Genomic DNA, 23,935 nt, shown 5'->3' with positions numbered 1-23,935 from the left:
TAAGCTAGTTCTAAGCACTTAAAAAGAAATTCTGCGCTTAGAGATTAGTCTTTCGACGACGCGTTTTTTAGTAGGCGGCACATCTGGCACATATCTGATTTCATCTTTTGTCCTTTCAGCTAAAATTAATTTTGCAATTTTAAGAAAAAAAGCTTAAAATCAGATAAAAAATGTGGCCTTATTTTTTTGAAATTTTATAGAGATAGTTGCCTAAAACTTGAAAAATTTGAACCATAATGATAAGAATAACCACGGTGTAGAGCATGATATCTGGGCGAAATCTCTGATATCCGTAGTTTATAGCAACAGATCCTAGTCCGCCACCGCCAACTGCACCAGCCATCGCTGAAAAGCCGATATTTACGATAAGCGTTAGCGTAAATGCCGAGATGATGCCAGGAAGCGCCTCTACAAACATCACACGAAAGATGATCTGAAATTTTGAGCTACCAAAGCTTTGAGCAGCTTCGATGATGCCTTTATCAACCTCTTTTAGAGCATTTTCAATGAGCCTTGCCACAAAGGGAGCCGCTCCGATAGTTAGCGGAACGATCGCAGCCGTGGTGCCGATGCTTGTGCCTACTATCATTTTTGTGACCGGAAAGAGCACAATGATCAAAATGATAAACGGAAAGCTTCTAAGCACGTTTATAACGATATCGAGCACAAAATAAAGCTGCTTGTTTGGCTTTAGCCCGTCTTTGTCTGAAAGAATGAGCAAAACCGCAGGTATGAGGCCTATGGCAAAGGCGAGCAGGGTAGAGACTATGCTCATATATAGCGTCTCGCCGATAGCTGGCAAAAGTATCCTAGAGAAAACATCTGGAAATTTAGAAAAATCAATACCAAACATCAAGCGACCTCCCATAAAACGCCACTTTGCTTGATATAGTTAAGTACGTTTTCTTTATCTTTTTCATCTATGTTTATGACAAGTGAGCCAAGGACGTTGTCGTTTAGCTTTTCAAGCTTGCCCCAGACTATGTTAAAGTCGATATTTAGGCTTCTTGCCATGTGCGTGATCACGCTGTTTTGAGCCACTTCTTTTGGGAAAAATAGTCTGATATTTGTGCCAGTGCTTGGAAAAATTTCAACTTCACCCAAAAACTCTTTCATCTTCTCATCTGGCTTTAAAAATAGCTCTTCGATGCTTCCAGAGCCTATGATCTTGCCGCCTTCTAGCAAGATCGCTCGTTTTGCGATCGATTTTACGACCTCCATCTCGTGAGTGACGATGACAACGCTGATATCTAGCTCTTTGTTTATCTTTTCAAGCAGCTCTAAAATTTGATTTGTCGTGTTTGGATCAAGAGCCGAAGTCGCCTCGTCACTTAGTAAAATTTTAGGATTTAAAGCAAGCGCTCTAGCGATCGCCACACGCTGTTTCTGGCCACCGCTTAGCTCGCTTGGATAGCTCTTTGCCTTGCTTTCAAGACCGACTAAATTTAAAAGCTCTCTCACTCTTTTTTCAGTTTCATCGCTTTTATAACCCCAAAATTTAAGCGGAGTAGCGACGTTTTCAAAGACGTTTTTTCTAGCCATCAAGGCAAAATGCTGAAATATCATCCCAACATCTCGCCTTAAATGTCTCTGCTGTGTCTCATCTAAATTTTTTATCTCTTGATCAAAGACTTTTAAGCTGCCACCTTGATAGCTCTCAAGTCCGTTTATGCACCTTAAAAGCGTTGATTTGCCAGCACCGCTGTGCCCCACGATAGCAAAAATTTCGCCCTTTGCAACCTCCAAATTTACATCATAAAGTATCTGCGTACTGCCATAAAATTTGGTTAAATTTTCTATTTTTATCACTATTTTTCTCCAAGAGCTTCTAACTCTTCGCATACTTTTTTAAATTTAGCCTCAGCGTTCTCTAGCGCCTCTTTGTTTGTCTCTATGACCTCTTTTGGTGCGTTTGCTACGAAATTTTGGTTATTTAGCATACCTGAGAGTTTGGCTATCTCTTTTTCAAGCTTTGTCTTTTGAGACCTTAGCCTTGTGATGATGCCGCTCATATCAAGCCCTTCAAGTGGGACAAATGCCTCTAAATTTTCGCTCACATCTCTTATTGAATTTTCGATCTTTTCATCTACAAAGCCGATCTCTTCGCATTTTGCAAGCAGCTTGATATACTCTTTAACCTCGTCAAGATCTATTTTTTCGTTAAATTTAACAAAGGCTTTTGCGATCTTTGAGTTGCCAAGATCTATGGTAGCTTTTGCACGGCGAATAGCCACGATCGCTTCGATAACTAGCTCAAATTTCTTCTCAACATCTAAATTTCGCTCTCTTGCCTCTGGATAACTCATCACCATTATTGATTTTGCATTTTCAAGCTGTGTGCCGCTAAGCTCTTGAAATAGATACTCTGAAAGAAACGGCATGAAAGGATTTAGCAGTTTCATCGCCTCTTTAAATATACTTCCAAGCTCTTTTACGCTCGCTTTGTCAGCCTTGCTAAGCTCGATGCCCCAGTCGCAAAACTCATCCCAAAGGAATTTATAAAGCGTATTTGCTGCGTCATTGAAGCGGTAGGTGTCGATGTTTTCGCGCACCTCTCTTACGCACTCGTTAAAGCGGCTATTCATATAAATTCCAAGCTTTGTTTGAAGCTTGATATCCTCTAAATTCTCAAATTTACTCTCATTTAGCATGAGGTATTTGCTCGCATTATAAAGCTTGTTGGTGAAATTTCTTACCTGCTTCATCTTAGCGTCGCTTAGCTTGATATCGCGTCCTTGAACGGCTAGAAGCGTTAGCGTAAAGCGCAAGATATCGGCGCTATACTCATTTATGCTATCAAGTGGGTCGATGACGTTGCCAAGGCTTTTGCTCATCTTTCTGCCAAACTCATCTTTTACAAGCGCGTGCAGGTAGATGTCGTCAAATGGCAGCTTTCCAAGGGCGTTTTCACCCTGAAACATCATCCTAGCAACCCAGAAAAATAAAATATCAAAGCCAGTTATGAGAAGGTTGTTTGGATAAAACTCAGCGAGGTCTCCCTCAAACCATTTTTCATTTTTTAGCTCACTTTCATTGCCCCAGCCAAGTGTACTAAATGGCCAAAGACCAGAGCTAAACCACGTATCTAGCACGTCTGGGTCTTGGTGGATGTTTTTACTTTTGCACTTTTTGCACTCGCACGGCTCTCCCTCGTCAGCCCACATGTGACCGCAATCATCGCAGTAAAATACTGGAATTTGGTGTCCCCACCAAAGCTGGCGTGAGATGCACCAGTCTCTTAGCTCTCTCATCCACGCGTTAAAGCTGTTTATCCAGTGCGGCGGGTAAAATTTAGCAAGGCCCTCTGAGACCTTTTGTATTGCTTCGTCTGCGATCTCTTTTTTGACAAACCACTGCTTTGAGATGTATGGCTCGACGACGTTTTTGCAGCGGTAGCAGTAACCTACTTGATTTTCGTAGTCTTCTATCTTTTCGACATTGCCAAGTTTTTCAAGCTCGGCCACGACGATATCTCTAGCCTCAAGCCTCTCAAGTCCTGCAAATTTATCGCACTTGTCGTTTAAAATGCCTTTTTCATCAAATACAGTGATAAACTCAAGGTTGTGCCTTTTGCCAACTTCGTAGTCGTTTTGATCGTGCGCAGGTGTTACCTTAACAAGACCTGTTCCAAACTCCATATCGACGTGCTCGTCTGCGATGATCTCGATCTCTCTATTTATGATAGGTAGCACCACCTTTTTGCCGATTAAATTTTTATAGCGCTCGTCGTTTGGATTTACCATTACGGCCGTATCACCAAAGTAAGTTTCAGGACGAGTAGTCGCAACTACTATATAAGCGCCTTGTCTCGCATGCGCCTTTGCTGGAGACTGCTGCTCGTTCTTCACTGCAACGCACGAAGAGTGCGCTTCATTCGAACTCGCATCGCAACCAGCAAATTCATCATGTGATACTTCTGCTTGATAGTTTTCTAAATTTTGTCCATCTGCAAAGTAGTATCTCAAATGATAAAGCTTACCCTTATTTTCTTTGTGCTCGACCTCGATGTCAGAGAGTGCGCCGTCATGTGTACACCAGTTTATCATGTAGTTTTTCTGGACTATTAGCCCTTTGTCGTATAAATTTACAAAGGCTTTTTTCACAGCTTTTCTTAAGCCCTCATCCATAGTAAATCTCTGGCGTGACCAAGCCGGAGTGATGCCAAGCTTTCGCATCTGATGGACTATCATGCCGCCACTTTTTTCTTTCCACTCCCACACTTTTTCTACAAATTTCTCACGTCCAAGCTCTTCTTTTTTGATCCCTTGAGCCAAAAGCTGCTTTTCAACGACGTTTTGAGTAGCGATACCAGCGTGATCAAGGCCTGGCTGCCAAAGTGTCTTGTAGCCGTCCATCCTCTTGTAACGAGTCATGATATCTTGAAGTGTGAAGGTTAGGGCGTGTCCGATGTGAAGCGAGCCAGTCACGTTTGGAGGTGGCATCATAATGCAAAATTTACGTCCATCTTTTTGGATATCTTTGTTTGCGTCTATCTCGAAATATCCGCGTTCTTCCCAAATTTTATAAAATTTGTCTTCTGTCTCTTTTGCATTGTAAAATTCTGCCACTTTTGTATCCTCTTTCGTTTAAAAAATGCTTAATGTTATCTAAAATTTGTTTAAAAAAATCTTTGCAAAAGTGGGGAAATATGGGCTTGGGGCGGTTAAACGCCCCGAAGTTTAAATAGCTATTTGACGTTAAAGCTTCGCTGGGCTAGGTCGTAGTCGTTTTGTCTTTCGTTATACATATTTTCAGTTGTGACTGCACCAAGCGAGCATTTGCCACCAAGTCTTACGCGATAAGGTGTGTAAAGTACGGCGTCTTTTTCGTCGCTATTTAGCGTGTAAAAGCTTAGCACGCGGTCATCTTTTATGCTTTTATACTCAACTTGCAAGCTGTTTTTTAAGCTCTTGCTAAAGTTGCTTAAATTTTCATTTATCGGCTCAAAGCAGCTACTTACGATCTCGTTTATAACGCCGTTTCTAACCATTGTTTTTGAGTTTATCACTACTTTTGAGTAGATGACGTCATTTACTTTTAGGCTGTCAAGACCCAGCTCTTTGCCTTTTTCATCGACAAAAACGCGGTAGATGTCAAGCTCTTTTGGCTCGATTTTATGTTTGATCTCAAGTGGCAAGTAAGCGTAGCTTAAGATAGTTGCATAAAGCTTATTTGAGCCTAGTGGAGTGATGCTAAATTCACCATTTTTTGTAGTAAAAGAGGTGCTTAAAAGGCCGTCAAATTCTTTGCTTTCTCCGTTGTAGCTAAGCTTAAATTTATTATTTTTCTCGCCGCTATCTTTGCCAAAGTAGGCATTTAGAGCTCTTAGCGTAAATGCACGCTCTTGCGTTGAGCTAAGCTCATTTAAATTTACTATCAAGAAATTTGCAAGGTCGTCTGAGTAGTCGTTTTTCTCAAAGTATTTTGCGTGCAGATATAAGATAAATGCGTTATCTCTTACTTTTGAGCTAAAATCAGATGGATTTTCTTCGCTTGTTTTAGCATTTTTGATATCTTTTAGTGCGACCTTTGCCTCGTCATTTAGGCCGTTTAGCTTTAGAGCTGCTGCCATTAGGTATTTACTTAGTGCTGTTTTATTGTAGGCTTTGTCGTCATAAATTTTATTTAAGATTGATCTATCGGCCATACTTGCACGTGAGCTTACATAAAGAGCGTAAAGTGCCTCAAGGTCGTTATTTGCGTATTTTAAGAGCGAATTTAGAGCATTTTGTTTGACACCTTTACTTACCTCATATCCAGCCTCTTCAAGGTCAAGAAGTACGTCTGTTGCAAAGATGCTTGCAAATGCATTTGTCTCGCCTAGATCGCTCCAGTAGCCAAAGCTGCCGTCTGGTTTTTGCATCTTGACTAGCTCATCTATGCCGCTAACGATAAATCTCTTTTGATCATCTTTTTCAAGCTCATCTTTTGGTTTTAAATTTAAAAGCGCAAGCAGTCTTGAGCTTCTTTGCTCTGCGCATCCGTAAGGATACTCTATTAAATTTTTAGAAGCTGCTAAAAGCACGCTTGAGACCGAGCTTGACGCATCAACGCTCACATCGTGATAGCCTTTTGGTAGTGAAATTTTACTCTCTTTATCAAAGACGCTGCTCTTTGCGTAGGTGCTGATCGTATAAGGGCTAACGACGTCAAGTAAATTTTGAAGCGTTTTTGAGCCATTTTTATCGCTTATTGTGACATTGTATTCGCCAGCACCTGTTTCAAGGGCTGAAATTTTAAGCACAAATGCCTTGTTTTCAAATGGCTTTAGGTTAGCATTTTCTTGCGTTTTGATGTTTAAATTTTTACTTGATGCTACATTTATAGTAAGGTTTTTGTCGGCATTTGTCGTACTTATAAGCCTTAAGTTTGCGCTTAATTCATCGCCTTTTAAAAGATAGATCAAAGCGCTTGGCTTAATGATCACATCATCTTTTACTTTTATCTCGCTACTTACGGCGTTCATTGCAGTTGCGTCATTTGCCACAGCATCTACTCTAATGGCGCCGTTAAAGCCATTTGGCGTTTTAAACTCGTATGAAATTTCGCCTTCGTCGTCTGCTTGAATGCTTACTAAATTTGCATAAGTTTTTACATTTTTGCTATCAACTGGGCTTGCATGCTTTGCCATTTTTGCAGCCACTGCCATCGCCGCAGCATCACCACCAAAGCTTAGCGTTTTGCCCTCCACCTTGTAGTTTGTAAGCATATTATAGATGTCGTAGTCAAAGACGCCATCAGGTAAAATTTTGTCAAAAAACTTAAGCGGATCGGCTAGTTTTTGTGAAGTGATATCAAGCACGCCAACATCTGTGATAAACAAATCTACATAAGCTTTTGGCTTTGTTTTTAGTGAAATTTTGATATTTTCCTCGCTCTTTGCCGCTTTTGGCGCTTCTAAGCTAAGCTCTATCTTTCTTGAAGATTTATCGCCGTTTGCATAGACCTTGCCGTAGGTTCTAAACGGAGTTAGCCCAGCGTCAGTCATGCGGTAGATATTTGCACTCACATAAAGGCCGTTAAAGTCAAAGTCAAGTTTAAATTTAACATTTGCCGAGTTGTTTTTGATTTTCACGACTTTATAGGCTTTGACGCCAGCGTCTTCAAGCGTGACAAGCGCGATGCCTTCTTTTATAGCTGAGCTTATGTCTGCGCTTAGTTCGTCGCCTTTTTTATAGACGCTTTTGTTTAGCTTTATCTGAGACTTGCTAAGCTCTTTTGTAGGCGCTAGAGTTGAGTAGTTGTAGCCGCTTATGTCGATGTCTAAGCTCGTGCTCGCGCCACTTACTAAATTTGTAGCAGTGATGACGTATGAGCCACTTTGTGTGAATTTATAGCTAAATTCGCCACTATTTTTATAAAAGCTATCCACATCTTCAAGCGTTTGGATCCATTTTATATAGCCATTTGCGTCCCTTTGATACTGCCATGAGACACGTTTTATATCAAATTTCAAATTTGACTTCACTGCCTTTTGGCTTGGCATATCAACGACGACTGTTCTTATCTTTACATCTTCGTTTGGATCAGCAAATGCCGTGCTAGCAGCGATGCCAACCATATCTTTATAAGGATAGAGTGTAAAGCTTTTTGCGTCACTTACATTTTTGCCATCGTCATTTACGTTGAAATTTATGACGCCTTTTATGATAGAAGGTGCGTTTTTGGTGTTAAAGCTAAGATCTATCATCTGGCTTGATTTGCCATCTTTTGAAAGAGTTAGATCATTTTCTATGCTTGGATAGGCAGCCGCTTTTAGGGTGTCGTTTTTAAATTTATACTCTTTAAATTCGCTATTTTTATACTCATCATCAAAGAAGCTAACCTGCATGCTGCCAGCTAGGTCGCTAGCTGCTCCGCCAAAGAGGTAGCTACTTGTCAAATTTACCTTTACTAGCTCATTTGAAAAGAATTTATCCGCATCTATGGCTATGTCATTTTTTATCTTGCTTGGCACGAAGCTCTCGACGTAAAATGGCACGCTTGCTATTACCTTGCTAGCGTAGATTATCTGCATGTTAAATCTACCGCTTAGATCGCTTAAAATTTCTTTTTCAAAATTTATCATGCCAACATCATTTGTATTTTGCGTGATCTGGGCGCTACTTTTGCCTTGCGGATCGATAAATTTGATCTTAACTGGCATATTTTTAAGCGGGTTAAAGTCCCTATCTCTTAGATAGATAGCCCCTTTTAGGCTCTCGTTTGGTCTTATGATATTTGAGGCAAAATGCGTGTAAGCATCGATGCTCTCGCTTGGATTTTGGCTGATGAGCTTTGCCTCATTTAGCGCTTCGCCATCTTTTATGATGAGGAAATTTTGCTCCTTGCCAAGTGAGACGACGATCGATGAGATCTCTTTGTAGATATCTTTTTTATTAAATTTAAAGACGCCGACGTCATTTGTCGCGCCAACTGCGATCTCTTCGTTTCTTTTGCCATAAATTTTTACATTTGCGTTTGGTAGCATTGTATTTTCGCCAAGGCGGTTTGCAAAGACGAAAATTTCATCCTTGCCAAGCTTTGCATTTATGGCGATGTCGCTTAGATAGACGACCTTTGAGACGCTCTTATCTTTGCCGTAGTTTAAGCTTATCTTATAAACGCCGTCTCCTGCTCCTGCAAAGTCAAGCTTGATCTTGTTTAGTGAAATTTCGTTTAATGCACCCTCTAGCTTGTAGCTTTTGCTCGCTACTTTTGAGCTAAAATTGCTTAGATCTTCGCTATTGTCGTTGAAATTTAAAAAGTATCTAAAATTTTGATCGCTTAATTTTTCAACGCTTACATTTAGCTCAGGTAAATTTGCACTTCTGATGCCGATCTCGCCCACGCTTGAGATATATGGCTCTTCGTTTGTGAAATTTGCAAATGGAGTGAAGTTGCTTGCAACCACCTCGTAGGTTTTAGCCTCTCTTACGACATTTCTATCATCTCCAAAGCCCGGTTTTATCGTGATCTCATAGCTATTTTGTGGCTTAAACTCATCGCTTGTGATATCGATGTAATAATCAAACCCCTCAAGCTCAGAATTTGGCGCGCCGTTTTCATCGTCATTTTTATATGCCACGTCGCTTATGCTAAAGCTTTTTACGCCTTTTATCTTTATAAATTTCTTTAGATTATTATCATCGCTTAGCCACTCTTTTAGATAAATTCTAAAGGCCAAGATGCCGTTATCAAGGCTTGTCGGATAAATTTTAGCTATCTCAAAGCTTTTTGCCTCAGCGTTTATATTTACGCTCTCACTGCTTGCTTGCTCACTAAATTTTATCGCGCCATCGCCTGCTAGCTTAGCGCCAAATTTACTCTCAAAATTTTCTCCAAGATCAAAAGTAGGCTCGCTTATATTTTTATCAAGGTCAAGCTCAAAGCTGTTTTGAGAGAGCTGCAAGGCATTAAAGCTTGCACCTTTTACAGCTATTTTTTTCACAAGCTCGTCACTAACTTCGTCATTAAATTTAAGGATAAATTTGCTATCAGAGAGCTTTTCTATCTTCTCAAGCGCAAATTCTTTCGTCTCAAAGCTAGCACTGCTGCCATTTTCTAGCTTACAGCTATACTCTACGCCTGCGTGCATATCTTTTGTAAAGAGCGTAAGGCTTTGAGCGTTAAATTTCACCGTGCCACTTAGCGCTGGCTCACATGAGATGAGTTTTTTCTCGTTTAGCGTGCCTATGAGATTTTTACTAACATCATCTTCTAACCCAAATTCTACGCTTAAAGACGACTTTACCTCGGCGGTGCCATTTAGACTTAAAGCATATAAATTTACTGCTCCTAAAAGTGCTAGAAGTAGCGCTTTTTGCTGCATTTTATCTCCTTAGTTTTATTGTTATTTCACTTTGATTTGAGTTTTGATCAAGGCATTTTAAAGTATGCTCGCCAAGAGTTAGATCTAGCCTTTTTTCGCTTGCATTTTCTATCTTAGAAAAGTTCAAATCATCTACTTTCAGGTAAATTTCATCACCTAAAAACGCGTAGCATTTTAGCATAATTTGTGTTACATTTTCATCTGTCACGATCTCTTCGCCGTCATACGGATAGGCAAAAACTGGCTTTTTGTCTTTAAAAACTTCAGCACAAGGGCTATTTTTGACCTCGTCTTTGTCTAAAAAGCCATTTTTTATCAAGAACTCAAGCTCCTCGCCTCTTAAACTCTCGCATTTATCTTGCAGTTTAACTCCAACTATCCTATCATCAAGCGCCGTTTTTTTGCACATTTCATAGCTAAAAGCATCAAGACAAGTTGGCACTTTTTCGATGCCATCTGGCTCACTCATAAAGCTTAAATTTCTTTTTTGAGCGATGAGCTTAAACATATCAAAAACGATCTTTGAGACGTCATTTAGCCCAGTTAGTTTGTCGGTTTTTTCAGCGTTAAAGTTGCCCACCCAGACGGCTATTGTATAGTCCTCATCAACTCCTATGGCGTAAAGATCGCGTGAGTTTGCGCTTGTGCCTGTTTTAAAGGCTATTTTTGGCGTATTTTGCGCGTATTGCCAAGCATTTTTTAGATATGACCTTGAGGCCTCACTCATCATTTTGGCGGTTAGATATGCGCTTTGAGGCGAGATGAGAGCTATGTTTTTATCTTCATTTTTGTAGCTTTTGCCAGCAAACTCAAGTGGTCTATAAACCCCGCCATTTGCGTATATCGTGTAAAGATGTGCAAGATCAATCAGGCTCATCTCAGCACTGCCTAAAACTATCGAAGAGCCGTAAAACTCCTTGTTTTCATCAACTAAATTTACCTTTTCAAGCAGCTCATAAAGCGAGTTATCTTTTAGCTTTAAGTCTAAATTTATAACTGGGATATTGAGGCTAAAATTTAGAGCGTCCTTTGCGCTTACAAGCCCCAAAAAGTCGTTACTAAAGTTCTTTGGCACATATTCATTTAGATAAATTTGCGTATCGATTAGCTGCGAGTTTGGCGTGATGAGCCCGCTATCAAGCGCAAGCGAGTAGATAAAAGGCTTTAGCGTGCTGCCGGTGTTTCGCTTCATATTTAGGGCTGAGTTTTTGCCGTCGCGTGCGCGCTCATCGTGCGAGCCGATAAATGCAACAACGCTCATTTTTTTGTTGTCGATGACTACCGCTGCGGCGTTGTTTGCGTTTTTAGCCTTTAGCGAAAACATCGCATCTTTTAAAATTTTAAGCATATCTTTTTGTAAATTTAGATCCAAGTTCGCCTTTGAAATTTGGTTTTTAAAAGCGACATTTGCATAATCATTTGCATTTACGATGGCTCTTATCCTTACATTTTTAAATGGCTCAGCTTGAGCTCTTTTAAAGGCACTAAGATCTATCAATTTTGCCTTATAAAGCATCTTTATGACCCTGTTTTTTAGGGCGTTTATGTTTGAAACGCGGTCAAGTCTATTTTTATTTGGATTTTTGGGTATTGTGCTTAAAAGTGCCGCCTGAGCGTAACTAAGCTCGTTTAGCTCCTTGCCAAAGTAAAAGAAGCTTGCCGCCTTTGCACCCTCGATATTGCCGCCATACGGGGCTAAATTTAGGTATAAATTTAAAATTTCATCCTTGCTAAAGTGAATTTCTAACTGAAATGCTCTAAAAATTTCTCTTATCTTATTTTTATAGCTCCTATCACTTGGCTCAAGCATCCTGGCTACTTGCATCGTGATAGTGCTAGCTCCTATGCGGTTGTCGCTTCTTAAGTTGTGGAAAAATGCTCTAAAAATGGAGGCAAAATTTACGCCAAAATGGTAGTAAAAGTACCTATCTTCAAAGAGAACAACGCATTGTTTTAGCGAGTTTGGGAAGCTTTGCTCGTGAAATCTCCAAATTCCGTCGCTACTAAGCTTCATATTTATGATCTCGCCATTTTTATCAAGCAAAATTTTGGCTTCGTCTTTTTTAAGCGCATCTAAATTTAGTGGATAAATTTGATCAAGTATCAAAAAAATAGCAACTAATAGAGCCAAAAATAGGGCAAGAAATTTTAGAAATTTAAACTTTTTCATCCGTGTGATTATAGCTGTTAAAGTTTAAGTAGCTATAATTAGGCCTTTTTAAAAAGAGGAAACAATGCCCTTATCTAGGTTAAACAAAGAACAATACACCGCCGCAACTGCGCCATTTGGACACAATCTCATCATCGCTTCAGCTGGCACTGGCAAGACTAGCACGATTGTCGCTCGCATCGCACATCTTTTAAATTTAGGCGTAAAGCCAGAGAAAATTTTGCTTCTAACATTTACAAATAAGGCTGCAAGCGAGATGATAGAGCGTTTAAATAGATATTTTGACAAGGCCATAACCTCCAAAATCACCGCAGGCACCTTCCACTCGGTCTCATTTTCGCTTTTAAAAAGCCTTGATAAAGGCGTCACGCTAAAGCAGCCAAGCGAGCTAAAGACGCTTTTAAAAAGTCTTGTTGAGAGGCGTAAATTTTACCATTTAAGCGACGTCAAACCTTATGGCGGGGCCTATTTGTACGATCTTTATTCGCTTTTTCAAAACAGCGAACAGGGCACTACATTTGGCAAATGGATAAGCGATAAGAGCGAAGAGCAGGGCGTTTATGCTGAAATTTATGAAGATGTTTTAGAGGAATTTGAGGCTGAAAAGGCTAAATTTTCTTACGCTGACTTTAACGACCTTCTCATAAAAATGCGAGATGAGCTAAAAAAAGGGGCAAATTTAGCTTATGATGAAATTTTGATCGACGAGTATCAAGATACAAACACGCTTCAAGGTAGCCTCATAGACGCATTTGCGACGAAGAGCCTCTTTTGCGTGGGCGATTTTGACCAGAGTATTTACGCATTTAACGGCGCAAATATCGAGATAATAGGCTCATTTAAAGATCGCTTCCCAAATGCAAATATCTACGCTTTAAATGTAAATTACCGCTCAAGTTCAAGCATTCTTGCCCTTGCAAACAAGGTCATCAATAACAACCCAAGGCTTTATGAAAAGCACCTTACAGTAAGCCGTGAGGGAAATTTCAAGCCTCCAAGACTGCTTGTCTATAACGAGCTTTTTGATCAGTATCAAAACATCGCCGACATCATCTCGCTCTCGCCATTTAATAGAGAAGATATCGCTATCATCTTTAGAAATAACTCATCAGCTGACGGCATCGAGGTCGCGCTAAAAGAGCGAGGCATCGGCTCAAAGCGAAAGGGTGGGGTGAGTTTTTTTGAGAGCCGTGAGATCAAGGCGCTCATCGACATCATAGGAATTTATGTCAATCCAAAAGATATAATGGCATTTATCCACATCTGCGAATATGCAAAAGGCGTTGGTAGCGCCGTTAGCAAAGAAATTTTTGACGCACTTCTTAAGCTTGGGCATGGAAATTTGATAAAAGGAATAGTTGAGCCAGATGAGAGCGTAAATATCTCATCAAATAAAAGACGAAACTACCAGCTTGGCCTTTTTGACGACCTTGACGAATTTGCCGAGGTTTCGAGGTTTTCTAAGCTTGGCTTTAGCGATAAATTCCTAGGACACCCTGTGCTAAAACTACAAAAGCTAAGCGAGAGTGGGGCGCAGTTTTTATATGAAATTTACAACTTTTTAAGAGGCATGAGAAATATCACAAAGCCAGCCACGATGATAAATGAGATAAAAACTAGTAAAATTTACTCGCTTATAGTTGAAAGTCTCAGCACAAAAAGGGCAACCCTAAAAAACGGAAATGTTGATCTTGCGCTTAAAGAAGAGGTCAAAGAGCGCATAATGGCAAAGAGCGTGGTGCTAAGCGAGCTAGCTAAAAAATATCAAGATATCAGTAAATTTTACAACTTCTTAGCCCTTGGAAGCAACGAAATGAGCGAAGGGCAGGGCGTTAGCTTGCTCAGCGTGCATGCGAGCAAGGGGCTTGAATTTGACCAAGTTTTCATCGTCGATCTCGCGCAAAACCGCTTTCCAAATTTAAAGCTAATGAGCATGGGTGGCAGTCTAGAAGAGGAGAGGCGGCTCTTTTACGTAGCAGTAACAAGGGCAAAAGATGAGCTATATCTTAGCTACGCGAAATACGACAAGATAAAGAAGGTGAATTATCAGCCAAGTAGGTTTTTGATAGAGGCTGGCATGGCAAAAGAGGAAGCTTAAAGAGAATTTTAATCTTATTAAGTAAAATTGACCAATTTTTTACAAAGAGAAGCGATGAAAAAATCTAAAATTTTGATAATCCTGCTTATTTTAGGCGTCGGTGTATATTTTATTTACGATAAATTTTTTAAAGTAAAAGACGAAAAGGTGGAGTTTATCACCAAAAAGGCAAAAAGGGGTTCATTTAGCAAAAAGGTCGATGCGACTGGAGAAATTTTCGCTACCGAGCTAGTCGATGTGGGCGCGCAGGTGAGTGGCCAGATAAAAAAGCTATACGTTAGGCTTGGAGATCAGGTAAAAAAGGGCGATATGATCGCAAGCATCGATAGTTCGACCCAGCAAAATAGCATAGATAATAAAGAAGCACAGCTTGCCATCTACAAAGCTCAGCTTGAAAGCGCAAAAGTGGCTCTAAATATAGCTAAAACGCAGTTTGATAGAGAAAATGCACTATTTTCTAAAAACGCCACTTCAAAGCAAGAATTTGAAAGCGCAAAAAACACATATAGTGCAAATAGCGCCAAGATAAAGGAGCTTGAAGCACAGATCAAGCAGACAAATATCGAGCTAAGCACAGCTAAGATAAATTTAGGCTACACAAAGATCACCGCACCAAGAGATGGCACCGTTGTAAGCGTGCAGGTCGAGGAGGGTCAAACTGTAAATGCCAACCAAACTACGCCAACTATCGTAAATATCGCTGATCTTAGCCATGTAAAGATGAAGATGCAAATAGCAGAGGGCGACATCACAAAGATCAAAGTCGGCACGCCTGTTGAATACTCGATCCTCTCTGAGCCAACGAAGAAATTTCAAACGACTGTTAGCTCGATCGACCCTGGGCTTACTACACTAAGTGATGGTAGCTACGGCTCAAGTAGCAGCAGTAAGTCTTCATTAAGTAGCTCAAGCAGCAGCTCGGCAGTCTATTACTACGCACAAAGTATCGTTGATAATAAAGATGGAATTTTAAGAATAGGTATGACCACACAAAACGAACTTTTAATAGCAAACGTCGAGGATGCCATCATCGTGCCAAGCATCGGCATCAAAAAAGATGAAAACGGCACTTTTGTCTATGTGCTAAAAGATGGCAAGCCAGTAAAAACAGCGGTCAAAACCGGCATAAAAGACAACCTCGATACGCAGATCATCAGCGGCATAAACGAGGGCGATGAGATCATCACATCTCAAGGCTCATCAAGCGAGATCGCTAAGATGATCGCAAAAGAACATAAGAAGTTTTAAGTGATAAGCCTAAAAAACATCACTAAAAGCTTTAAGCTAGGCGATAATGAGATAGAGATCCTGCATGGCATAAATTTAGAGATAAAAAAAGGTGAGTTTATAGCCATCATCGGTCAGTCTGGCTCTGGTAAATCAACCCTGATGAACATCCTTGGCTGCTTAGACAGCCCAAGTGGTGGGCAATACCTGCTTGATGGCAAAGATATATCAAAATTTGATAGCGACGCACTTGCCAAGCTTAGAAGGGATAAATTTGGCTTTATCTTTCAAGGATATAACCTTCTTAGCACGATGAACGCCCTTGAAAACGTAGCACTGCCTAGCATCTACGCAGGGGCAAACAAGAGTGAGCGAGAGAAAAGAGCTAATGAGCTTCTTGGCTCACTCGGACTTAGCGAAAAAGCGAAAAATTTACCAAACAAACTCTCAGGCGGACAACAGCAAAGGGTCTCCATAGCAAGGGCGCTGATGAATGGCGGCGAGATCATTTTAGCAGACGAGCCAACTGGCGCGCTTGATAGCAAAAGTGGGCTTAAGGTGATGGAAATTTTAGTCGATCTTTACAAAAAAGGCCACACTATCATCATCGTCACGCACGACCCAAAGATCGCAGAGTACGCGAGTAGGGTGATAGAGATAAAAGATGGCAACATCGTAAGTGACAATGTCAAAAATAGCAAAATTTATGAAGCTAGCAAGCAAACTCAGCCAGAAAAGAGCAAATTTACCTACTATAAAGACCAGCTAATAGAGAGCTTTAAAATGTCGGTAAATGCGATGCTAGCGCACAAACTAAGATCGCTTTTAACGATGCTTGGCATTATCATTGGCATTACAGCTGTAATTAGTGTCGTTGCCCTTGGCAAAGGCTCACAGGAGCAAATTTTAGCTGGTATCAGAAAGATCGGCACTAACACGATCGACATCATGCCTGGTAAAGGCTTTGGCGATATGCTCTCAGGCAAGGTAAAAACGCTCTCCATTAGCGATGCAAACATGCTTGCTAAGCAGTCCTTTTTAGACTCAGTCACGCCAAATACAAGCACCTCAGGCGTGCTAACCTATGAAAATATCTCGCTAAGTGCGAGCCTAAAAGGCGGTGGAGTAGGGAGCTTTGATGTAAATGGGCTAAAGCTAGAAGAGGGCAGAATTTACGATGATGACGAGGTTTTAAACTCAGCTTCAGTCGCACTAATCGATCAAAACACCAAAAATAGCATCTTTAAAAATGATGATCCTATCGGCAAGATCATACTTTTTAACAAAAAGCCACTTCGTATTATCGGCGTTTTGCAAAAGGATGATTTTAAGATGGGCGACTCAAGCACGCTTAAAATTTACGCTCCATACACGACCGTGCTAAACAAGGTCACAGGAGATAAATTTATAAGCTCGGTCACCGCCAAAGTAAATGAAGGTATCAATGCGCAAATCGCCGAAAAAACACTAACCGAGCTTTTAGAGATCAAGCACGGCAAAAAGGACTTTTTTACAAGAAACTCAGACAGCATCAAGCAAACGATCGAAGAGACCATCTCGACCATGCGCCTTCTCATCTCAAGCATCGCCGTCGTCTCGCTCGTAGTTGGAGGCATAGGCGTCATGAACATCATGCTAGTCTCAGTCACTGAGCGCACCAAAGAGATAGGTATAAAAATGGCGATCGGAGCTAGACAGAGCAATATCTTGCAGCAGTTTTTGATAGAGGCCGTGCTACTTTGCCTTATCGGCGGAGCCATCGGCATCGTCCTATCCTACGCGATCGGCTATATCTTTAACAACTTCTTAAACGGCTTTAGCATGATCTTTTCAAACGGCTCGATCGTACTTGCACTTGTCACGTCGATGGCTATTGGCATCATCTTTGGCTACATGCCAGCTAAAAACGCCTCAAAACTAAATCCAATAGATGCGCTTTCAAGGGAGTAATATGAAATTTCTAAGCCTAGCTTTAGTGCTCGTTTTAAGCGGCTGCGCTGTTAAAAATATAGATGAAAACTACAAACAAATTTTACTTGAAGATAACGCCAGTGGCGAGCTAAATTTAGACACTTCTTGGTGGAAGCAGTATCAGCAAAGCTACCTTGATGAGCTTGTAGAACTTGCGCTTAAAAACAACACCGACCTTGCAAAAGCTGCTATAAATGTAAATAAAGCGCTCGCTCAAGCTGGCGTTTTGCAGGCAAATCTCATCCCAAACTTTAATGCTGGTTTTGAGGCTGGAAGTAGCAAAAATATAAAAGAGGGCGGCGCGGTCACTAGAAGTTTTGGCTCAAGCATAGGGCTTAGCTATGAGCTTGATCTTTGGCAAAAGCTAGCAAACAGCAAAGATGCAGCGATGTTTGAAGCAAAAGCAACTAAATTTGATCTGGAGGCTAGCAAAATAAGCGTCATAAACTCCGTGGCAGACGCTTATTTTCAAATTTTATATCTAAACGAGAGCGTCAAAACTTATGAGCAAATTTTAGAAATTTATAACAAGCTAAATGAGATAGTTGGGCTTAAATTTAAGCTTGGTAAAGAGGAGGCGCTAAGCCTAAAACAGATAAACTCACAGCAACTAAACGCTCAAAATAAGATAGAAAGTGCCAAAAAAGAGCTTGTGAGTGCTAAAAAAACGCTTAGGATTTTACTAAATGAGAGGCCAGAATTTGAGCTTAAATTTGAAGGCCTCATGCTAAGTCCCGTTAAAAGAATGGGCGTTGATCTTGAAGTGCCAACAAGCGCCATAGCAAACCGCCCTGATCTAAGAGCGGCCATTTACCGCATAGAAGAGGGCATCTTAAACTACAAAGCGAGCCAAAAAGAGTTTTATCCAAGCATCACGCTAGGAGCCAGCCTCAAAAACAGCACCGACAAAAAAGAGGAAGCCTTTAGCCTTAAATTTCTAAATGGCAATGTCGCTCTAAATTTACCATTTTTAAACTACTCTAAGCTAAAGTCAAATTTAAAGGTTAGCGAGGCAAATTTTGAGCTTGCAAAACTAAACTACATAAGCACTCTAAATAGCGCATTAAACGAGATAGACGCATTTTACAAAGGCTATTTGTCCGACGAAGCACTACTTGCAAACTACCAAGAGCAGATAAAAAACTACGAGGAAATTTCAAAAATTTACGAGCTAAAATACTCTTACGGCAAGGTCGAACTAAAGCAGTTTTTAGAGGCTAAAAATAGCGAGCTAGAGGCTAAAATAGGGCTACTAAAAGCAAAATACACACTTTTACAAGACGAGCTAAATATCTACAAAGCCATGGCAGGCAAATTTAATAGGTAAATTTATGAGCTCGGCTTGGGACTACGAGGCAAATGCGTGTAGCAGTGATGGCAAATTTAGCGCCAAATTTGAAGGCTGTGAGGTCGCTATGGGCGCTCCAACCCTTGGCGAGCTACGACTTTTTATAAATAGCAAGCACTATCTAAATTTAAAAAATGAGCTTTCAAACCACGCAAAAACATCATCAGTGGATCAAAATTTAGTTAAAGATGGTAGCGCCCACCAAATTTCACTTAGTGAAAGAGCGACTGCTTGCTTTTTGTTTTCAGAGGACTCTAAATTTCTAGCTTTTTCTGAATGGACGGCAGATAAAATGCAGATCGTAAAGGTAGTGCGGCTAATCGCAAAAGAGTAGTGGAATTTCTCTCATTTGATGATGGCTTGCTTGAAATTTTAGACTCACCTATATTTATGCCTAAAAACTATACACTAGATATCCACACACTTTTTGACGATAAAATTTAATTACGCACTTTAGCTTGAAAAATAGTTTTCATGTGTGTTTTCATAGTAAATTTAACTCCTAGATCTTAAATTTAGCACACAAGATCGCTCAAATCTAAAATTTAACACAAATTTTGGTTTTATAGTTGCCTTTGAATGCTAATTTAACCCATTTGCTTCAAAATTTAACGCACAAGATAACTTTTTGGCACTCAAAAACAAATATCACTCATTTATTCTATTTTATGCTGCTCTTAAATTTAGCACGTATAAGATCGTCTTATCAGCTTTTAAAAAACACTCGCTTTGGATTAAATTTACATCCAAAAACGCCAGCTTGAGCGAGCGTTATACTTAACACTTATCCATCGCTTTTGCAATGGGTCGGTGCTCTGCGTTTAAAAGCAAGAACCACAAACTCCAAAGATAGCTCTCGCTCACATTTTCAAAATAGGGTAGATCAAGTTTTAAGTTACGTATAAGATAAATGTAAATTTCACAATTTTTGAAAAGTGTAAAATTTAACTCATTTTCTTACAAATATTTTTACGCCAAATTTAATGGATAAATTTAGATCACACAAAAGATAAAATGCAAAAACTAGCCAAATCTAGCCATTTAAAACTTTCAAAAAAGCAGAATAAAGATTTTAAAATATCAATTTGAAAATTGTAGTTTTCAATACAAAATATATAATATATCTTGTATTTTACCTTTTGTCATATTTTGGCATTACAATTATGGTTGATTTTAAATTTGCTTTTATGTTTGGTAATTTGAACTTGAAATGGTTAAATTTTAAAAACTGGAGTGATAAATTTTAAAATTTGAGTAGAAAATGTTTTTTGATTCAAAAGCAAAACTTGCATTTGAAAAATCAAATAAACAGATGTCCTTTTCGTCTTTCAAATTGCAATGAATAAATTTGCAGATTTTTAATAAAACTTATCTTTGATGTTTCTTTGGGTGGTCAAAAAACAAAGCTTTTGCACTGCCCTCTTTTAGCTCTTTAAATTCAGACTTAAACTCAATGCAAAATATGCCTGAAGTTGGGATATTATCGATCGATGAGTCGCTTAGATATTCGCAAATTTCAGTTATGCTAGGATTGTGCGTGATGATGAAAATTTCATCTAAATTTTTGTCTAAATTTCTTACGAACTCCAACAGATCCTCAAAGCTTATGTCGTAAAGCTCATCTTTTATCTCTATGGATTTTTCTTTAAATTTTAAAGTTTTAGCGATGATTTTTGCTGTTTGCTCGCATCTTTTAGCACTGCTTGAAAAGATAGCTCCTGGCATCACATCATACATTTTTAGCCTGCTAGCCATAAATTTAGCGTCTTCTTTTCCTTTTGGGCTAAGCTCTCTTGAAGCATCTTTTGCGCCGTCTTTGTTCTCATCAACTGCTTTTGCGTGCCTTATGAAGTAAATTTTGCTCATGATCTATCCTTTGAGAAATTCTTTATCCAACTAAGCTCTTCCTCGCTAAATCCTGCCTTTAATCGGTCTTTTTCGTTGATCTCTCTCATACTTTTAAATGAATTTGGATATAAATTTAAAATAATGTCAAAGTAGCTTTTCTCATCGACGCCCTCTTTTTTGCAGGCAAATTTAAACCATTTATCACCCTTATAAACGTGAGAGACTTCCTCTTTTAAGATGACTTTTAGGCACTCAATAAACTCTTCTTGCCCGCCCTCAGCTTCTAGCCTTTTGATGATGTGAGCGTTTGCATCAAGCCCGTTTGCTTCCATATATCTTGGCAGTAGCGCCATGCGGCTAGTAAGCCTATCTGAAGTTTTTTGAAGTGCGATAAAAAGGCCATCATGCACGCTTAGCTCGCCATATCTGCCGCCCTGCTTTGTGAGCAAATTTTCTATCATACAAAAGTGCCTGATCTCATCCTCAGCCACCTCCAGCCAGTCCTCGTAAAACTCCCTTGGCAGCCCTCTAAATCTATAACAAGCATCAAGCGCGATGTCGATAGCGCTAAATTCGATGTGAGCGACTGAGTGGATGAAATTTAGGTTTTTATCTTTTGGCTTTATCTTTTTGTTTAGCTCTTTCATGCTAACGACGTCGCAAAATTTAGCGTAGCATGGCGTAGTTAGCTCATTTGGCGCAGAAATTTCATCAAAGCAAATATCTAAATTTGATCTAAATTTCTCGTAAAATAGCTCAAATTTTAAAAATTTAAGCTCCACGTCGCCTTCGTTTAAAATGTCCCAGATCTCATCAAAAAATCTCATCTGCTCTCTTTAAGTAAAATTTAGCATACAAACAGCCGATGCCCCAGCCTATAAAGTGTGCGTACCATGCGACATTTATGCCCATAAGTAGCGGCAAAAAGCTCATGGCAACAACGATGGCAAAGTAGCCAAACCACGCCTTTTTGTCTGAGTAAAGCATCGAGGTCGCCAGCATGCCAAAGAGCATACACAAAGCCCCGCTTGCACCGACTAAATTTATAAATTTCTCATTTTCAAATGCAAAATATATATAAATAAAGCTTAAAATTTGCGTCAAAACGCCGCCAACAATATAAAAAATGATAAATTTCTTCGTACCAAGATATAGCTCGCTCATTGAGCCAACTTGATATAAAAAGAGCATATTCATAAGCAAGTGACCTGCGCCTGCGTGTATAAAGATAGATGTGAGGGGCTGAAATAGATAGAGTTTTTCTAAAAAATAGATGTTTAAACCAAACGCAAGCCATAACTCACGCGAGTGCAGAAAGGTGACGCCAAAAAATGCAGCTAAATTTAAAAGGATAAGCGCAAATGTAGCTGGGCTACTTAGCTTTGCCATATCCAGCAAATCTGTTTGCCGCTAGGCAGCTAGCGTTTGAGCACCTTACAACGTAGCTATTTATCTCTTTGTCGCCTTTTAGATGCGTGTTTTTTTGTTTTAAATTCATATAGCTGTGGATGATCCTGCCGCCAGAGTTGTGGATAAATTTCACCGTCTCATCAGGAAGTATAGCTGTCACGATGCCAACGTGAGTGACATTTTTCTTGTCTTTATTTTTTTGTATGCCTTTGCCAAGGGTGTTTGAAAAGAAGATAAGATCGCCTTTTTTTGGATTTTTATGAGTGATCAAATTTTGGCTTTCATAGAAGTTGTAGATGGCTTTTGACTTTCTGCCACCCTTGCTGTAGTAGTTATTGATGGTTTTTTCATCAAAATACATATTTTTATATTTTGCATTTACGATAGATACAAAGCCTGAGCAGTCGCCCCCTGCTCTAGTATTTAAGTATTTTTTAAAAAATGAACCAAATTCTTTATCTGCTCTGCCGTCATCTTCGTCTAAAAGCTCACTTGAAGTTTGTCTGCTAAAGTCACCATTTGTAGAGGCGGTTTGATTGTAGTCATTTTGTGGGATTTTAGGCTCGTTTGAAGTGAAAGAACAACCTGTAAAAAGTGCAACGCATAGTGCAAAAAATATTCTTTTGTTTATTAAACTTAACATATTTTTATCCAAAATAATTAATTTTCGTAATTTTAACTCTTAAATGTAAATAGAGCGAAAATAGCGCCCTGTTTTCTTTACTCTAAGTTTAAAAACAATATAATCGGCAAAAAATATATTTTCTTAAGGCAAAAAATAATGATGCACTATCTAAAAATAGAAGGCAATGCCAAATTAAGCGGCGAAGTAAAGATCAGCGGAGCCAAAAATGCCGCCCTACCTATCATCGCCCTAACCCTACTTGCTAAAAATAAGATAAATTTAACAAATATCCCAAATGTCGCTGACATAAAGACGCTTTGCCAGTTGCTTGTTAATCTTGGAGCAAAGTGCGAATTTAAAGATGAAAACTCACTAAGTATCGACACAAGCAGCGTAAATTCAACCACGGCAAACTACGACATCGTTAGAAAGATGCGCGCTTCTATCTTGACGCTTGGTCCGCTTTTAGCGCGCTTTGGACACTGTGAAGTGAGCCTTCCTGGAGGCTGTGCGATCGGACAAAGACCAATAGATCTACATCTAAGCGCACTTGAGAAAATGGGCGCAAATATCGAGATAAAGCAAGGCTACGTTGTCGCAACCGCGCCAAATGGACTAAAAGGTGCAAAGATAGTTTTTGACAAGATCACCGTAACTGGCAGCGAAAACATCATCATGGCAGCAGCGCTAGCGCACGGCACGACAGAGCTTTTTAATGTCGCGCTTGAGCCTGAAGTGGTGCAAATTTGTGAAATTTTGGCTCAAAGTGGCGTTAAGATCGAAGGCATAGGCACGAGCGAGCTAAAGATCACTGGTAGTGGTCAAAAACTACTTGAAATTTGCGATATCGAAGTCATCCCTGATAGGATCGAGGCTGGCACATACCTTTGCGCTGGAGCTATCACAAATAGCAAAATTTCAGTCACAAGGGCGAATGCTGCGCACATGACAGCCATTTTAAATAAATTTGAAGAGATGGGCTTTGGCATCGAAATAGACGGCGATAAGATCACGATTTTGCCGACAAATGAGATAAAACCAGTCGAGATAAGAACGACTGAATATCCAGGCTTTCCAACCGATATGCAGGCTCAGTTTATGGCACTTTGTCTAGCAGCAAACGGCGTTAGCACGATAGATGAGAGGCTTTTTGAAAACCGATTTATGCACGTTAGTGAGCTAGCTAGAATGGGCGCTGATATCCGCCTAAACGGCCATATCGCAAGCGTTTATGCCCCTGCAAATTTAAATGCAGCTGATGTCATGGCGACTGACCTTAGAGCAAGCTCAGCGCTGATACTAGCCGCTCTCATCGCAAATGGCGAGAGCTTAGTGCATAGAATTTACCACCTTGATAGAGGTTATGAGAGGCTGGAGGAGAAATTTAAAAGCCTTGGGGCGAAAATAGTTAGGCTTGAGGAGTAAAA

The 23,935-nt window shown here is 39.9% G+C and carries 15 protein-coding genes; 6 read left to right on the top strand and 9 right to left on the bottom strand.

From position 1 onward, the window contains the following. Window positions 1-178: 178 nt before the first annotated feature. From CYO90_RS09125 to pbpC, 5 genes are all read right to left on the bottom strand, one after another. Complete coding sequence (locus tag CYO90_RS09125; protein ID WP_021086223.1) at window positions 179-853, bottom strand: methionine ABC transporter permease; 675 nt, start codon at window positions 851-853, stop codon at window positions 179-181. Continuing rightward, the gene (locus CYO90_RS09120) at window positions 853-1,809 is read right to left on the bottom strand and encodes a methionine ABC transporter ATP-binding protein (protein ID WP_103579269.1); all 957 of its coding nucleotides are present in this window, start codon (window positions 1,807-1,809) and stop codon (window positions 853-855) included. Before CYO90_RS09120 ends, CYO90_RS09125 begins: the two co-directional genes overlap by 1 nt. Next, window positions 1,809-4,568 carry a valine--tRNA ligase gene (locus CYO90_RS09115; RefSeq protein ID WP_103579268.1) on the bottom strand — a complete coding sequence of 920 codons (2,760 nt, stop codon included), beginning with the start codon at window positions 4,566-4,568 and terminating at the stop codon, window positions 1,809-1,811. Before CYO90_RS09115 ends, CYO90_RS09120 begins: the two co-directional genes overlap by 1 nt. 119 nt (window positions 4,569-4,687) lie before the next feature. Continuing rightward, window positions 4,688-9,811 (bottom strand): alpha-2-macroglobulin family protein, encoded by a 5,124-nt coding sequence (locus CYO90_RS09110; protein WP_103579267.1) that lies wholly within the window; start codon window positions 9,809-9,811, stop codon window positions 4,688-4,690. 1 nt (window position 9,812) lies between these two features. After that, the gene (gene pbpC / locus CYO90_RS09105; RefSeq protein ID WP_103579266.1) at window positions 9,813-11,981 is read right to left on the bottom strand and encodes a penicillin-binding protein 1C; all 2,169 of its coding nucleotides are present in this window, start codon (window positions 11,979-11,981) and stop codon (window positions 9,813-9,815) included. Window positions 11,982-12,045: 64 nt separating this feature from the next. On the opposite strand from pbpC, the gene CYO90_RS09100 reads away from it, so the two are divergent. The 5 genes from CYO90_RS09100 to CYO90_RS09080 are packed head-to-tail and all read left to right on the top strand — an operon-like array spanning window position 12,046 to window position 18,959. Further along, window positions 12,046-14,079 carry an ATP-dependent helicase gene (locus CYO90_RS09100; protein WP_103579265.1) on the top strand — a complete coding sequence of 678 codons (2,034 nt, stop codon included), beginning with the start codon at window positions 12,046-12,048 and terminating at the stop codon, window positions 14,077-14,079. A 54-nt stretch (window positions 14,080-14,133) separates the two neighbouring features. Beyond that, complete coding sequence (locus tag CYO90_RS09095) at window positions 14,134-15,327, top strand: efflux RND transporter periplasmic adaptor subunit (protein ID WP_103579264.1); 1,194 nt, start codon at window positions 14,134-14,136, stop codon at window positions 15,325-15,327. Further along, a complete protein-coding gene (locus tag CYO90_RS09090) occupies window positions 15,328-17,256 on the top strand; it encodes a MacB family efflux pump subunit (RefSeq protein ID WP_103579263.1) in 1,929 nt (642 codons plus the stop codon). Between the two features lies 1 nt (window position 17,257). Then, window positions 17,258-18,604: a TolC family protein gene (locus CYO90_RS09085; protein WP_103579262.1), complete on the top strand. Its 1,347-nt coding sequence runs from the start codon at window positions 17,258-17,260 to the stop codon at window positions 18,602-18,604. Between the two features lie 4 nt (window positions 18,605-18,608). Continuing rightward, a complete protein-coding gene (locus tag CYO90_RS09080) occupies window positions 18,609-18,959 on the top strand; it encodes a hypothetical protein (protein WP_258030709.1) in 351 nt (116 codons plus the stop codon). A gap of 1,034 nt (window positions 18,960-19,993) precedes the next feature. On the opposite strand, the gene CYO90_RS09075 is transcribed toward CYO90_RS09080, so the two are convergent. The 4 genes from CYO90_RS09075 to CYO90_RS09060 are packed head-to-tail and all read right to left on the bottom strand — an operon-like array spanning window position 19,994 to window position 22,526. Continuing rightward, window positions 19,994-20,491 carry a SixA phosphatase family protein gene (locus CYO90_RS09075; RefSeq protein WP_103579261.1) on the bottom strand — a complete coding sequence of 166 codons (498 nt, stop codon included), beginning with the start codon at window positions 20,489-20,491 and terminating at the stop codon, window positions 19,994-19,996. Beyond that, entirely contained in the window at window positions 20,488-21,300 is an 813-nt protein-coding gene (locus CYO90_RS09070; RefSeq protein ID WP_103579260.1) for a ferritin-like domain-containing protein, read from the bottom strand. Before CYO90_RS09070 ends, CYO90_RS09075 begins: the two co-directional genes overlap by 4 nt. Further along, on the bottom strand, window positions 21,287-21,862 hold the full coding sequence (locus tag CYO90_RS09065) for a rhomboid family intramembrane serine protease (protein ID WP_103579259.1): 576 nt from the start codon (window positions 21,860-21,862) through the stop codon (window positions 21,287-21,289). The genes CYO90_RS09070 and CYO90_RS09065 overlap by 14 nt, the downstream gene beginning before the upstream one ends. Next, window positions 21,846-22,526 carry an NlpC/P60 family protein gene (locus CYO90_RS09060; protein ID WP_009293799.1) on the bottom strand — a complete coding sequence of 227 codons (681 nt, stop codon included), beginning with the start codon at window positions 22,524-22,526 and terminating at the stop codon, window positions 21,846-21,848. The genes CYO90_RS09065 and CYO90_RS09060 overlap by 17 nt, the downstream gene beginning before the upstream one ends. A gap of 138 nt (window positions 22,527-22,664) precedes the next feature. Between CYO90_RS09060 and murA the strand changes: the two genes are divergently transcribed. Then, entirely contained in the window at window positions 22,665-23,933 is a 1,269-nt protein-coding gene (gene murA, locus CYO90_RS09055) for a UDP-N-acetylglucosamine 1-carboxyvinyltransferase (protein ID WP_103579258.1), read from the top strand. The last annotated feature ends 2 nt before the right edge of the window (window positions 23,934-23,935 follow it).

Origin of the sequence: Campylobacter concisus (assembly GCF_002913745.1) — a bacterium.
Classification (GTDB): Bacteria; Campylobacterota; Campylobacteria; order Campylobacterales; family Campylobacteraceae; genus Campylobacter_A; species Campylobacter_A concisus_R.
Note: the sequence above shows the minus strand (reverse complement) of the source record. Positions and strands in the feature narration are given on the sequence as shown.